Source organism: Mucilaginibacter sp. JRF (assembly GCF_015223065.1).
In the GTDB taxonomy this organism is placed as follows: domain Bacteria; phylum Bacteroidota; class Bacteroidia; order Sphingobacteriales; family Sphingobacteriaceae; genus Mucilaginibacter.
In genome coordinates, this window is the sequence record NZ_JADFBY010000002.1 from 673,469 (window position 1) to 688,747 (window position 15,279).

Consider the following 15,279-nt stretch of genomic DNA (forward strand, 5'->3'; position numbering starts at 1 on the left):
GTGCGCTACCGCTGCAAAATACAGATACCTGTTTTTACTTCTTATTGTTTTTGGTATACCACTGGCCTTGCGGCGAGTTTAAAAAGTCGGCAGCCTCATCGTGGTCGGTTGAAAGGCTTACGGGCAGCCATGTTTCCATTTCGGCATCACGGGTTTGGTTGGCATTTTTGAGTATGCCGATAGCCTCGCTGCCTAACACCAAATGCACCGGCGGGGCGGGGTGTACAGCCAGATCAACCATTACCTGGGCCGCCTTGTCCGGATCGCCCACGGGTACAAAGTTGCCGCTCTTAAAAAAGTCGGTACGCTGTTTAACAGTATCGTAGCCCTCAATTTCGGGAGCGTAACTCATGGATGCGCCGGCCCAATCCGTACGGAAACCGCCCGGCTCAACACTGGTTACATAAATACCCAGCGGGGCAACCTCTTTAGCCAAAGCCTCGGTAAAGCCACCCAAACCAAACTTAGCGGCCTGGTACATGGTTAACCCCGGGTTGCCTACCCGCCCGCCTACCGAACTGATCTGCAATATGCGGCCGCTGCCTTGTTTGCGCATGTAAGGCAATACCGCGCGGGTTATCTCGATAGGGGCATACAGGTTGGTTTCCAGTTGGCTGCGTACCTGCTCATCCGTATAAGCCTCGGCAGCGCCAATGATGCCAAAGCCTGCATTGTTTACCAGCACATCAATACGGCCAAAATGCTTTATGGTATCGGCAACGGTTTGGTATACCTGTTCGTAATTGGTAACATCTAATTTGATGGGTAATATCTGGTCGCCATATTGTTGCACCAGATCATCCAGCTGACTGATGTTGCGTGCTGTGGCGGCAACTTTATCGCCGCTTTTTAATACCGCTTTGGTAAGGCTGCGTCCCAATCCGCGGGAGCTGCCGGTTATGAACCATATTTTTGTCATTGTATTTTTTATTTGATTACAACACAAAAGTATGGCACTTTTAAGCCCGGCGCTTTGTTGTATGGCTCAAGTTTACTTTGTTAAAAAGCTCATGGCTTAATTGTACCTGCGCAGCCAGAATTTATACCAACCCTTATTTTTAGGATAGCTACGGTGCGAAGTTGCATTATTACAAATTACCGCCACAAAAAACAGTATCAGCACACCCGACAGTACCGGGCTCAACACATAAAAGTATCCCAAAGCCTGTATTTTAGCCGAACCAATGTTGGCGATCAGCGCGGTAGCACCGCCGGGTGGGTGCAGGGTTTTGGTGATCTGCATGGTAACTATGGCTAACGAAACCGAAAGAGCCGCCGTGAGCCACACCTCACCCGGTATCAGCTTATGAATAGTTACACCAACAATGGCGCAAAGCACATGGCCGCCAATTAAGTTACGCGGTTGCGCCAGCGGACTATTAATAGCCCCGTATATCAATACCGACGATGCCCCGAACGAGCCTATCAGGAAAAGATTATCATAAGCGGTAAAGTGTTGGCTGCTCAAAAAACCGATAATACCGATACCTAAAAACGATCCGATGAATGTCCACAAGTGCTCCCTGAAATCGACAAGGGTTTCTTTATAGATGATATATTTAGCTCTTTTGGCGTGATGTTGAATTGCTTTCTTCATAAAAATATTGCGAATTTAATATTTATGAAGTGTTTGGTTAGGATAAAGTGTATTTCGGGATGGTTTTTATAATGCTTCTGCTGTAGTAGTTGATTCACATCACCCGCATCAAACTAAAAAGGCAGCCCTGATATTTCAGGAACTGCCCATTACTTAGTTAAGTGGAACAAAAGACTTTTTTACCAGAAGCGTACGTAAAGCGCTGCTATAACCAATAAGGTAACTACAATAAGTGCCATGGTTGATGGCGCTACCCTGAACATCGATGTGTCCAGCACAAAGGCTTTCGGGTTTACCTTTGGTCCGCGTAAGCTGATCAGTACCATCACTATCATGGTGAACAAGAATGATAAGCCCATACAGATCAGGAACGGTATTTCGTAACCACCCTTGCCGTTAGGGTAGGCGGTGTACAAAAAGGTTTCGTTACCGAACAGGGCAGGGGCGTAGTTGTTAAACAATACCGACATGCCAAAACCGGTAAGTATACCCGCGATAGCCGCAGGGCCTGTAGTACGTTTCCAGAACATACCCAGCAGGAACATGGCGAATATACCCGGACTAATAAAGCCCGTATATTTTTGGATGAAGGTAAAACCACCCTCACCGCCAATGCCCAGCAAATCTTTCCAGGTAAGCAGGATAGAAAGTACCATGGCTGCCAAAATGGTTAATCGACCTATGATAACGAGTTTCTTTTCACCGGCTTCTTTATTAATGTATTTCTTGTAGATATCTAATGTAAATATGGTTGATATACTGTTGGCCTTACCTGCTAATGAGGCTACAATGGCCGCGGTTAATGCCGCCAATGATAAGCCCTTTAATCCCGTAGGTAAAAAGCCCAATATGGCCGAGTAAGCATTATCCGCATTAAAGTGACCACCCGGTGCCATTTCGTTTTGTATACCGCCGTTTTTATACAATACATAAGCGGCAATACCCGGCAGCATCACAATAACAGGCATACCCAGTTTTAAGAAACCGGCGAACAAGATACCGGTACGTGCAGTTTTCAGATCGGCACCCAGCGCGCGTTGGGTAATGTATTGGTTACAGCCCCAATAGTTCAGGTTCACTATCCATTGGCCGGCAAAATACATGGCTATGCCGGGCAGCATCAGGTATTTATTGATCTCGCCCTGCGTTGCACCCGGTTTTGGTTTTTCGATGATCATTTTAAAGTGATCGGGCGCATCCTTCATCATGGCGGTAACGCCTCCCCAAACATCCTTACCCAAACCAAATTGCTCGCTCACCAACGTAAGGGCAATGTAGGTTGTAGCTAAACCGCCGATGATCAATACCAATACCTGTATCACATCGGTAAATCCAATAACCTTCATACCACCCAGGGTGATAATGAGGGCGAACAGGGCCATTACGATAATAATTAAATGGAAATAACCGCCGCCTGCAATGTTGTCAATAGCCAAAGCACCCAGGTAAAGGATGGAGGTAAGGTTTACAAATACGTACAAAAACAGCCAGAATATGGCCATGATAAGGCTCACCGTTTCGTTGTACCGCGTTTCGAGGAACTGCGGCATGGTGAATATCTTGTTTTTGAGATAGACAGGTATAAACCACACCGCCACAATAATTAGCGCTATGGCAGCTACCCATTCGTAGGCGGCAACGGCAATACCTACCACAAAGCCATTACCACTCATGCCGATGAATTGCTCGGCCGAGATGTTGGAGGCAATGAGCGAGGCACCGATGGCCCACCAGGTTAATGACCCCTCGGCCAGAAAAAAGTCTTTTGAATCGGATACGCCTTTGTGTTTTTTTAGGCGATACACCCATATTCCGTATCCTGTTACTACAATGAAGTAGATAACGAACACAACAATATCAATAGTTGAGAATTTACTCATAAAAATTAGGGTTTTATTGATTTTAAAGGCCGACAATAAAAGCCCATCTTATATTGTCGGCCCGCTAATATAATTATTTGTAGGCTACTTCGTTCCAGCGAAGTTCATTACGGAAACTTTCTATCGTGGTGTCCTTGCCAATGCGCAGGAATTCGATGTCGGCCATGTCGGCAAAATCCTGTATCATTTCGGCGGTCAGGTTTTGGCTGTAGGCGGTATGGTGGGCGCCACCGGCATATATCCACGCGGCACAGCCGGTTTTCATATCAGGCAGTGGTTTCCATAACACACGGGCTACAGGTAGGTTAGGCAGATCATTCTGCGGTTCAACAGCCTCCACCTCATTCACCAACAAACGGAAACGGTTACCCATATCAATCAGCGAAGCATTTAAAGCCGCGCCGCCTGATACGTTGAAAACCAGCCTCGCCGGATCGGCCTTGCCGCCAATACCCAGCGGGTGCACCTCTAAGCTTGCCTTGCCGTTAGCCAATGAGGCATCAACCTCCAGCATGTGCGAGCCTAATACCAGCGCGTTATTCGGGTCGAAGTGATAGGTATAATCTTCCATAAAGGCGTTGCCACCCGGCAGGCCGCTGCCCATCACCTTAAAGGCACGTACCAGGGCCACGGTTTTCCAATCGCCCTCACCGGCAAAGCCATAGCCATCGGCTAATAAACGTTGTACGGCAAGGCCCGGTAATTGTACCATACCGTGCAAGTCTTCAAACGTATCGGTAAAGCCCTTAAAGTTGCCATCAGCTAAAAACTTACGCAGGCCAAGCTCAATTTTAGCTGCCTCGTACACCGATGAATGCTTTGCACCGCCGCGTTTCAAATCATCAGCAAGGGTATAAGTGCTTTCATATTCACTGATCAGTGTATCGATCGCTTCTTCGCTAACGCCATCGATCAACGCCACCAGATCGCCAATACCATAGCTGTTTACCGCGAAGCCAAATTTAAGTTCGGCTTCTACCTTGTCGCCATCGGTAACGGCAACGTAGCGCATGTTATCGCCAAAGCGGGCAAATTTCGCTCCCTGCCAATCATGCCAGCCGGCGGCAGCACGTGTCCATGAACCTATCTGGCTCAGTACTTCTTCATCCTGCCAGTGGCCAACTACCACCTTGCGGTTTTTACGCATGCGCGATACCATGAAACCAAACTCCCTGTCGCCATGCGCACTTTGGTTCAGGTTCATGAAATCCATATCTATCGAACTCCACGGAATATCGCGGTTGAATTGTGTATGCAAATGCAGCATCGGTTTTTTGAGGATGCTTAACCCGCGAATCCACATTTTGGCAGGCGAAAAGGTATGCATCCAGGTAATGATGCCTATTACGTTTTCGGCAACGTTGGCCTCTTGTATGGTAGCGTAAATTTCTTCGGTAGTTTTTACCGTAGGCTTGAACACCACACGCACCGGAATTTGCGCCGCGCTATCAAGCGCTGCCGCTAATTGCTTTGAGTGCTCGGCAACCTGGTTCAGGGTTTCCTCGCCGTATAGGTGCTGACTGCCGGTTATAAACCAAACTTCAAATGTTTTCAGATCTATCATGTTCTTATTGCGTATTTTAATCAGTTTTTCGGTTGTTTATTCTAATACCAGTACAAAGCCGCCATTGCCCTTCATGGTGATTTTTGCGGGTTGATCGGCCGGTACATCGCTTTGCGTAAAGCTTAATGGTTCAGCACCGTCAGTTATCAGTTTGGCTTTGGTAGTTTTGAAATCCTTAAGGTTGATGGTAACTTCCTTACCTTCATTTTCGCCGTTAATACCTGCTATGTACCACTTTTTGCCACTTTGGCGGGCTATTACTACTGATTTGCCCGGGTAGCCATCTACAAAGCGAACATCATCCCAATAGTTAGGCAGTGTTTGCAGGAACGATACCACGTAATCAGGCACATGCGTCATTCCCTCCGGCGATTCGGCATAGTGCTGTATGCCCGACAAAAACAGCACGCTGGTAGCCAGCTCAAAGGCACTGGTAGTTTTGCGTTTTACATGCGTGTTTATTTTGTACAGGTTCATGGGCGTAAAATCCATCGGATCGAACGCGTTGCGGGTAAATGGCAGCATGGCGCAATGGTTGGCCTGTTTATCGGCACCAACCTGTTCAAAGGTCACCATTTCAAAACCTTTAACGGCCTCGGTGGTCATCAGGTGCGAGTAGGTGCGGGCCCAGCCCCTCGGGAGGGTAGCGCCATGAAAGTTCACCAGTAAACCATGTGTCGCGGCATCCTTTAAAATATCTACATAATACTGTATCATCGAGCGGCCATCGCCACCAAAGAAATCGATCTTAACGCCCTTTATTCCCATTTTATGCAAACGGGCAAACTCCTTATCCCTGCTTTCGTGTGTCAGTAATTTATCTTTAGGTTGATATTTTACCGTGTTCCAATCACCCGCGGAGTTATACCATAATATGATGCCTACGTTTTTAGTAGCGCCATAATCGGCCAATTGCTTTATTTTGTCGTAACCTATCTTGCTATCCCAGTTAACATCCACAAGGCAGTATTGCCATTTCATTTTGGCAGCCAGGTCAACATAGCGTATCTGCTCGGTATAGGTAATGGAATCATCCTTGCTGGTTATCCAGCTCCAGGCAGCTTTGCCGGGTTTTACGATTGATTTATCGGGCAAAGAAATATTATGCGCAGCTACATCGGTACCCAGGGTTGATTCAACAATGGTTTTTAAACCGCCTATAGCGATAACGCGCCAAGGAGTATAAACAACGTTTTTAGGCAAGGCATCCTGCCCTGTAAAAACTTCAATCTTGTTAGGGAAATTGATATGGTAAGTGCTGCTTAACGAATTGTTTTTTAAGGTAGTACCGCAATAGCTGCCATCCATACCCGCCTCAGTTATCAGTGCCCATGTATTTCCGCTTTTAAATAGGGCAGGGTATATCCAGCCGTTTTTAGCGTAGTTGCCCGCCTTAACATCCTGCTCGTAATATTCCTCGTACGATGGATTGCTTTTTTCCCAGCCGCTTTGCGCGTCGGCCTTGGGTTGCAGCCATGTTTTGGTTGATCGAGCAAAGCGGTATTCGGTATATTCCTTATTGATAACAGCGCCATTTTTACCACCATCCGGAAAGTAATAGCGGAATGCCACTCCATCATTTGATACCTGGAATATCACATCCATTTGCTTACCTGTCTGGTTGGTAAGTTTGTAAATAAATTGAGAAAAATTATAGGTGATGTGATGCTTTTTGGCGTTCACCATAGTATACATCTGACCGCCCAAACTGTTTTTGATGCCTCTAAGCTTTAAGCCGCTGTAAAAGTTGCCGTTGCTTTGCGCTATACCCAAAGCCGACTGTAATATTACCGGTGTGCCCTTATAGCTTACCGAGTAAACGGGTTTACCCGCTTTCAGACTAAAATTAACCGTGATGTTCTTGTCGGGACTGCTAACAGTTTGCGCATTGGCACAAACCGCCAGCATACTGATACATATTAAAAATATATATTTATACATAGTAGGGGGCTTTAGGTTATTGGCCGTAGTATGAGTTTGGGCCGTGTTTGCGTTCAAAGTGTTTTTGTATAAGGGCATCTTTCATGCGGGGGGTAAGCGGCTTTATCTGCTCGGTGAGGTATGCCATTTGGGCTACGCTTTCAAGCACGGCGCTATTGTATACCGCCTTATCGGGCGTTTTGCCCCAGGTAAAGGGGGCGTGGTTGCCTACCAGTATCATCTCCACATCCTCGTAACTCAGGCCTTTCTCCTTAAAGCAGTTCATGATCTGGAAACCGGTTTCATGCTCATAATCTCCCTTTATCATATCATCATCCATTGGCGGGGCGCAAGGCACATCAACCGTTAGATGATCGGCATGGGTGGTACCGTAAATGGGTATATCGCGCTGGGTTTGCGCCCAGGCGGTGGCGTAGGTTGAGTGGGTATGCACTATGCCGTTAATGTTCTCCCAATGTTTGTATAAAACAGCGTGCGTTTTAGTGTCCGACGATGGCCTCAGATCGCCCTCAATAGTATTACCGTCAAAATCTACTATCACCATTTTTTTTGGCGATAGCTTTTCGTAAGGTACGCCGCTGGGCTTTATGGCAAATACGCCCTCGTTGCGGTCGGCGGCGCTAACGTTGCCAAAGGTGAACAGCACCAGCCCTAATTTGGGTAGTTGCATGTTGGCCTCGTAAGCGCTTTCCCTTATATCGTTATATTTTTTGCTCATGCCGTTACGGTGGTTTTTTCTTTATCGGTTATCTGTTTGGCAATGTCGGCACCCAGGGTTTTATATTGCTGATAGCGGTCGGCATAAACGGCGGCATTGTCAGGGTTTGGCGTGTACTCCACATCAAAACCACGCCCCATAGCCTCCATCGCTTCCTCGGTAGTAGGGTAGATACCCGAAATTACCGTGGCAAACATGGCCGCGCCCAGCGCACAGGTATGTTTAAACTGATGGATACGGATAGGCATACCCAAAATATCGGCCATCATTTGCATAACGAACGGTGATTTTTTAGCCACACCACCTATACCGATGATACCCTTAACCGGGATACCTTCCTCAATAAAACGGTCAACAATACTTTTCGCGCCAAAGCAGGTAGCCTCGGCCAGCGCGCGGAAAACACGGGGTGCATCGCTACCTAAACTTAACCCGGCTATGGTGCCGGTAAGCAACTGGTTGGCATCAGGTGTACGGCGACCGTTAAACCAGTCGATAGCCAGTTCGCTGTCATTTTCAATAGGTAGTAAGGCTGCCTGGCGACTTAGTTCGGGGATGATCTGGTCGGCTATTTCTTCCTTCAGTTTTTCGGCGGTAGCCTCGTCGATCACTTTTGAGTTTGCCAGCAGGTTATTCAGCGGCCAGCTCAACAGGTTTTTAAACCAGGCATAGGTATCGCCAAAGGCAGATTGCCCGGCTTCGAGGCCGATCATGCCGGGTATTACCGAGCCATTTACCTGCCCGCAAATACCGCGTACGGTTTTGCCTTCAATATCGGCAGTGGGTACCACCATCATATCGCAGGTTGAGGTACCCATTACTTTGCTTAAGTAGTAAGGTTCAATTTGCCCACCCACGGCACCCATGTGCGCGTCGAAAGCGCCAACGCCAACCACCACATCGGTTGGCAGGCCTAACCTTTCGGCCCAATCGGTACTCAATGTTCCGGCGGCAACGTCGGATGTATAGGTGTCTGCAAAAAGCTTCCCTGTAATGCCGGTCAGCAAGGGATCAAGGGATGAAAAGAAATCATCAGGCGGCAGGCCGTCAAATTCCTCAGCCCAAAGGGCTTTATGGCCCGCGGCGCAACGGCTGCGTTTTATCTGCTTAACATCATTACCGCCGGTAAGCAAAAACGGAATCCAATCGCAATGCTCAACCCACGAGTGCAGGGCACTGTTCACCTCCTCATCCGTACGGATAACGTGCAGCAGCTTGGCCCAAAACCACTCGGACGAGTAGATGCCTCCTACATATTTAAGATAGTTGGTATCGAATTTTGTAGCATGCTCGTTTATTTCGGCTGCTTCGTCAACAGCGGTATGGTCTTTCCATAAAACAAACATGGCGTTGGGGTTCTCCTTAAACTCGGGGAGTAAGGCCAGCGGATGGCCGGTGGCATCAACCGCTACCGGGGTTGAACCCGTGGTATCAACTGATATACCTTTTACATTGGCGGCAATATCGGCACCGGCCTGCTGCAAACAATCCTTAATGGTGGTTTCCAAACCCTCAATATAATCGAGCGGGTGCTGGCGAAATTGGTTTTCGGCGGCGTTGCAGTACAGGCCTTTTTGCCAGCGCGGGTAATTATATACCGATGAGGCTATTTCCTGCCCGTTGGCGGCATCAACAATAACCGAGCGTACAGAGTCTGACCCATAGTCGACCCCGATCACGTATGCTTTATTACTCATGATTAGATTTATAATTAGTGTCGAATTAACACTTAAATTTTGATAAATAAAAATTTTGCAGAACTTTTTTTTAAAATTCTGCATTAGGGGATTATTTAATCAAAAACGAAATGCCTGCGCGCTAAATTGTATCAGGATGCCGAAATGCTGTCGGGGTTAGGTATGAAGTTCATAAACGCCTGGAATTTAGAATAGTAGTTGTGCATATTTAGCTGGTAGTAATATGCGCCGCGTTTTGAACCTGCCTTATCCTTTTCGTTAAGCTTAATAAGTAAACCTGTAGCCAACACCCTTTTACTAAAGTTGCGTTTATCAATAGAGGTGTTAAACACATTCTCGTACAGGTTTTGCAATTGCGGAATGGTGAATTTTGATGGCAAAAGCTCAAATAATATAGGGTGCATAGCGGCTTTATACCTGATGCGTTTCTTAGCCATCTCCACCATTTCCTGCTGATCGAATATCACTTTGGGGGTGCGTTTAAGCGTGAACCACTCGGCATGATAATCGTCATTTATCTGCTTTTCGTACTTATTAATATCAATCAGGGCAAAATAAGCTACTGATACTGTGCGCTCAATCGGGTCGCGCTGCGGGTCGCCAAAGGTATGCAGTTGTTCAAGGTAAACCCCTTCAAGGCCGGTAAGCTCCTTTAGTATGCGGTTTGATGCCTGGTCTAAACTTTCGTCGGGCTGCACAAAGCCGCCCATTAAACTCCAGTTGCCTTTTTCGGGCTGAAAGCCTCTTTTTATCAGCAATATCTTCAAAGCTTCACCGTCAAAACCGAAAACAATACAATCTACCGCGAGTAGCAAACGGGTCTGTTTTGAATATTTCTGCATATTTAATTGGTATAAAAGGGCTTTAAGCTAACCGCAAATGTAATTAATCGAACTATAAAAAATAAAAATGTTTAAGAGGCCGGGCTTTTGTACTAAAAGTTCGTTTTAGCAATAATGTTTGTCATGCCCTCATCAGGTTTACATGCGATAAATTTAAATTTTTTTAAGTGTTTTTATAACAATTAAATTTTTATTTATACTTTCGAAGCACTGCTTGGGCGGCCGACCAACCCATGCGGTACCGCTCCAATTATAAAACTTATAACCTGTTTATTGTCCGTTTTTATGAAGAATACATCTATACAGATAATTATGACCTTAGTGATAGCCACAGCCATTACCGCCTGCGGAGGCCCTGCAAAACAACAAACCGACAACACCGATACCACCCGTACCGATAGCGCGACCTTTGATATTAAAGGCAATGTTGACGGTAAAGCCGTGAGCCTTTATACCCTAAAAAACAGCAATGGCGCCAAAGTAGCCATCACCAATTATGGTGGCCGGATAGTTAGCCTTTGCGTGCCCGACCGTGAAGGGAAACTGACCGACGTGGTTTTGGGTTACGACTCGTTAAAGAGCTATCAAAAAAAGGGCGAGCCATATTTTGGCGCGTTGATAGGTCGTTATGGCAACCGCATAGCTAAAGGTAAATTTACGCTTGATGGTAAGCCATATCAACTGGATATTAATGATGGCGTGAATACCTTGCATGGTGGCTTTAAAGGCTTTTTCGCCCGGGTTTGGGATGTTAAAAAAGCTGATAATAAAACGCTCGAACTAAGCTATGTATCAAAAGATGGTGAGGGCGGCTATCCCGGTACGCTTACCGTTGATGTTACTTACGAACTAACTGATGAAAATGAACTTAAGATAGCCTACAAGGCAACTACCGATAAGGCTACCGTTATCAACCTTACCAACCACGCCTACTTTAACCTGAACGGGCATAACGGTGCCGAAATTACCAACCACCAGTTATACATAGCTGCCGACCGCTTTACCCCGGTTGATAGCACGCTGATACCAACCGGTAAACTACAACCGGTAAAAGGCACACCGTTTGATTTTACTTCGGCAAAAGTGATTGGGCATGATATTGATGCTGACGATCAGCAATTGAAATACGGCAAAGGGTACGACCATAACTTTGTACTTAACCAGCACGATTTTGAAAAACCGGTAGCCACCGTATCCAGCCCGGAAACGGGCATCAGCATGGAGGTTTATACTACCGAGCCGGGTGTACAGTTTTACAGCGGTAACTTTTTAAACGGTGCCGATCAGGATGGTAAAGGCGGTATTGCTTACAAGCATCGCTCAGCATTGTGTTTGGAAACACAGCACTTTCCGGATTCGCCGAACCAGCCAACGTTCCCTACCACTACCTTAAAGGCGGGGCAGGAGTATAAAACCTATACTACCTACAAATTCTTAGTAGCCAAGTAACCAATCCAACCAACTTATAACCATTAAATAAACCTGAATTATGAACTTATTTGGTAAACCGGCAAAGGTGTTACTGCTGTTGCTGATAAGCGGCAGCAGTTATGCCCAGCAGCAAAATACCATTACCGTGCATGCTGCAAAGGATAAAACCACCATCAGTAAATACATTTACAGCCACTTTGCCGAGCATTTGGGCCGTTGTGTTTACGGCGGCTTTTACGTGGGCGATACCTCAAAAATACCCAACACCAATGGTGTGCGTAATGATATTGTGGCCGCGCTTAAAAAAATGAAGATACCATCGCTGCGCTGGCCGGGTGGCTGCTTTGCCGATACCTATCACTGGAAAGACGGCATTGGCCCAAAGGATAAACGACCGGCCCTTGTAAATAAATGGTGGGGCGGCGTTACCGAGGACAACAGCTTTGGTACGCACGACTTTTTAAATATGTGCGAATTGCTGGGTACCGACCCCTACCTGGCCGGTAACATTGGCAGCGGCACCGTACAGGAACTGGCCGACTGGGTACAATACGTAGGCTCAGACAATAAAAACCCGATGGCCGATCTGCGCCGCGAGAACGGGCGTGATAAACCCTGGAGCGTACGCTTTTGGGGGGTAGGTAACGAGGCCTGGGGCTGCGGTGGTAACATGACGCCGGAATACTACTCGAACGAGTTTCGTAAATATTCAACCTTCATGACGGGTGATAAGCTGTTCCGCATAGCATCGGGCGCTAACTCGGCCGATTATCACTGGACGGAAACACTGATGAAGAACATTCCCAGCCATTTAATGGAGGGCGTGGCACTGCACCATTACTCGGTTATTGAATGGAATAAAAAGGGTCCGGCCGTAAAATTTACTGATGATCAGTACTTCCGCACCATGAAAAGTGCCCTGTTTATGGAAGAACTGGTTACCAAACACTCGGCCATAATGGATAAGTACGATCCGCAGAAAAAGATAGCCCTGGTGGTTGACGAGTGGGGCGGCTGGTACGATGTTGAAGACGGCACCAACCCGGGTTTCCTGTACCAGCAAAATACCATGCGCGATGCCTTGATAGCCGGTGTTACACTCAATATATTTAACAACCATGCCGATAGGGTACGCATGGCCAACCTGGCGCAAGCCATCAACGTTTTGCAGGCCGTGATATTAACCGATAAGGAAAAGATGATACTTACGCCAACCTACCATATTATGGAGATGTATAACGTGCACCAAGATGCTACGCTGTTGCCGGTAGAGGTAAGCACTAAGGATTACGTGTTCGGTAACGAAAAGCTACCTGCCGTATCCGTTTCGGCATCGGTTGATAAGGCAGGCGTAACACACATCACCCTAACCAACATCGACCCAAAGAACGCGCAGGATATTGATATTAATCTTGAAGGCTCAGCCTTTAAAGGGGTAACAGGCAGAATACTCACCTCAAAATCATTACAGGATCATAACACGTTCGAGGTGCCCGATAAGTTAAAACCTGTGGCGTTTAAGGATGCCTCTGTAAAGGCGGGTAAGTTAAAGGTGAAACTTCCGGCTATATCAATAGTGGTTTTAGAGCTTAAAAAATAAAATTGAATCAGTATAAAGTTTAATAGCTAATGATGAATTTTAAAACAGGTAAAATAGCGTTGGCCGCAGGCGCGATGTGCTTATCGGTAAGCGCGTTTGCCCAAACCAGCGCTGTTTACACGATTGATCCTACACAACTGAAAGCAACCATACAACCTACCATGTACGGTGTGTTTTTTGAAGATATTAATATGGGTGCCGATGGCGGTTTGTATGCCGAACTGGTAAAAAACCGCTCGTTCGAGTTTGATAAGTCGCTGATGGGCTGGAAAATTACCGGCGACAGCACCGCCGTAAAGGTGGTTGACCGCAAGGCCGAAAGACCGGATAATCCGCATTATATTAATGTGACGGTACCATCAGCACAGGGTATTGGCCTGGCTAACGAGGGTTTCCGTGGCATGGGCATCCGTAAGGGCGAGGGTTATAACTTTTCGGTGATAGCCAAACAGGCGGCAGGCAGCAACATCAGTCTGCAAATTGAGCTGCGTGACGAATCCGGGAGGGCAATAGGCAGTGCCATTGTACAACCCAGATCAACCCAATGGAAAAAGTTTAATGTAAGCTTTGCAGCCTCGGCACAGGCGGCAAAGGGGAGTCTTTATATCACGCTGAAGGGCAAGGGTAATATCGATCTGGATATGATTTCGCTGTTCCCGCAGCATACCTGGAAAAACAGAGCCAACGGCCTGCGTGCCGATCTGGTACAGATGCTGGCCGATATGAAACCCGGCTTTATCCGCTTTCCGGGTGGATGTATTGTTGAGGGCAGATACTTGGTTAATCGTTATCAATGGAAAAAAACCATTGGCGATGTTGATAAACGCGAAACCATTATTAACCGTTGGAATACCGAGTTCAAGCACCGCTCAACACCCGATTATTTCCAGTCGTTTGGTTTAGGTTTTATGGAGTATTTTATGCTGGCTGAGGATATTGGTGCCGAGCCATTACCGATACTTAATTGCGGTATGGCTTGCCAGTTCAACAGCGGCGAGCTGGTACCGGTAGACCAGATAGACCCTTACGTGCAGGACGCGCTCGACCTGATCGAGTTTGCCAATGGCGATGCCAGCACCAAATGGGGTAAACTGCGTATCAGCCTGGGGCATCCGGCTAAATTTAATTTGAAGATGCTGGGCGTGGGTAACGAAAACTGGGGCCCTAACTATGTTGAACGCTGGACGCTGTTTCGCGATGCTATAAAAAAGAAATACCCGCAGGTAAAGATCGTGACCAGTACCGGTACCGATCCTGATGGGGCAAGGTTTGATACGCTGAACACCGCTTTTCGTGGTTTAAAGGCCGATATACTGGATGAGCATTACTACCGCCCGCCGCAATGGTTTAGGGATAATGCCAAGCGTTATGATAGTTACGACCGTAATGGTCCTAAAATATTCGCGGGCGAATATGCCGCCCACGTACCGGGCGTTAACGATGCGCTGAAAAAGAACAACCTGGAAGCCGCGTTGGCCGAAGCCGCTTTCATGACCGGCCTTGAACGTAATGCCGATGTAGTGAACATGGCCTCGTACGCGCCATTGTTTGCCCATGTGGATGCCTGGCAGTGGGCACCCGATTTGATATGGTTTGATAACCTGGAACACTACGGCACACCTAACTATTATGTGCAAAAGCTGTACTCGCTAAACAAGGGTACCAACGTGGTGCCTATACTGCTTGGCGGCCAACCTATAGCGGGGCAGGAGGGTATTTACGCCAATGCTACCATCAATAAAAACACTAAGGAGTTGCTGATAAAATTGGTAAACGTATCAGGCCAAAGCCATAAGGCAAGTTTAGATATTAAGGGTTTAAGCAGCTACCAAAGCAAGGCTTGGGTAACCACCTTAACCAGCGACAAGCCCGATGTGGTAAACTCGCTGGAGCAACCGCAACTGATAGCGCCGAAGGAGGGTAGCCTGACTGTTGCAGGCAGTAGTTTGGTTATTGATGCCGAGCCATACTCGTTTAAAGTGATCAAACTCAAAATGAAGTAGAAAATA

The 15,279-nt window shown here is 47.1% G+C and carries 11 protein-coding genes; 3 read left to right on the forward strand and 8 right to left on the reverse strand.

What is annotated here, in order from left to right; all coding sequences use genetic code 11:
* Positions 1-34 precede the first annotated feature (34 nt).
* The 8 genes from IM792_RS08415 to IM792_RS08450 form a co-directional block, all read right to left on the reverse strand.
* Positions 35-919 carry an oxidoreductase gene (locus IM792_RS08415; RefSeq protein WP_194101379.1) on the reverse strand — a complete coding sequence of 295 codons (885 nt, stop codon included), beginning with the start codon at positions 917-919 and terminating at the stop codon, positions 35-37.
* A 96-nt stretch (positions 920-1,015) separates the two neighbouring features.
* Entirely contained in the window at positions 1,016-1,597 is a 582-nt protein-coding gene (locus tag IM792_RS08420; RefSeq protein ID WP_194101380.1) for an HPP family protein, read from the reverse strand.
* Positions 1,598-1,776: 179 nt separating this feature from the next.
* Entirely contained in the window at positions 1,777-3,477 is a 1,701-nt protein-coding gene (locus IM792_RS08425; RefSeq protein ID WP_194101381.1) for a sodium/solute symporter, read from the reverse strand.
* 73 nt (positions 3,478-3,550) lie between these two features.
* Positions 3,551-5,041 (reverse strand): L-arabinose isomerase, encoded by a 1,491-nt coding sequence (gene araA, locus IM792_RS08430; RefSeq protein ID WP_194101382.1) that lies wholly within the window; start codon positions 5,039-5,041, stop codon positions 3,551-3,553.
* A gap of 36 nt (positions 5,042-5,077) precedes the next feature.
* Entirely contained in the window at positions 5,078-6,982 is a 1,905-nt protein-coding gene (locus tag IM792_RS08435; protein ID WP_194101383.1) for a glycoside hydrolase family 97 protein, read from the reverse strand.
* 16 nt (positions 6,983-6,998) lie between these two features.
* Positions 6,999-7,700 (reverse strand): L-ribulose-5-phosphate 4-epimerase, encoded by a 702-nt coding sequence (locus tag IM792_RS08440; RefSeq protein WP_194101384.1) that lies wholly within the window; start codon positions 7,698-7,700, stop codon positions 6,999-7,001.
* The gene (locus IM792_RS08445; RefSeq protein ID WP_194101385.1) at positions 7,697-9,397 is read right to left on the reverse strand and encodes a ribulokinase; all 1,701 of its coding nucleotides are present in this window, start codon (positions 9,395-9,397) and stop codon (positions 7,697-7,699) included. The genes IM792_RS08440 and IM792_RS08445 overlap by 4 nt, the downstream gene beginning before the upstream one ends.
* Positions 9,398-9,528: 131 nt before the next feature.
* Positions 9,529-10,239, reverse strand: coding sequence for an NUDIX domain-containing protein (locus tag IM792_RS08450; RefSeq protein WP_194101386.1), 711 nt, complete (start codon positions 10,237-10,239; stop codon positions 9,529-9,531).
* Positions 10,240-10,551: 312 nt separating this feature from the next.
* Between IM792_RS08450 and IM792_RS08455 the strand changes: the two genes are divergently transcribed.
* The 3 genes from IM792_RS08455 to IM792_RS08465 are packed head-to-tail and all read left to right on the forward strand — an operon-like array spanning position 10,552 to position 15,273.
* Positions 10,552-11,688 carry an aldose epimerase family protein gene (locus IM792_RS08455; protein ID WP_228084986.1) on the forward strand — a complete coding sequence of 379 codons (1,137 nt, stop codon included), beginning with the start codon at positions 10,552-10,554 and terminating at the stop codon, positions 11,686-11,688.
* A 40-nt stretch (positions 11,689-11,728) separates the two neighbouring features.
* Positions 11,729-13,270: an alpha-L-arabinofuranosidase C-terminal domain-containing protein gene (locus IM792_RS08460; RefSeq protein ID WP_194101388.1), complete on the forward strand. Its 1,542-nt coding sequence runs from the start codon at positions 11,729-11,731 to the stop codon at positions 13,268-13,270.
* A gap of 29 nt (positions 13,271-13,299) precedes the next feature.
* Positions 13,300-15,273, forward strand: coding sequence for an alpha-L-arabinofuranosidase C-terminal domain-containing protein (locus IM792_RS08465; protein WP_228084987.1), 1,974 nt, complete (start codon positions 13,300-13,302; stop codon positions 15,271-15,273).
* The last annotated feature ends 6 nt before the right edge of the window (positions 15,274-15,279 follow it).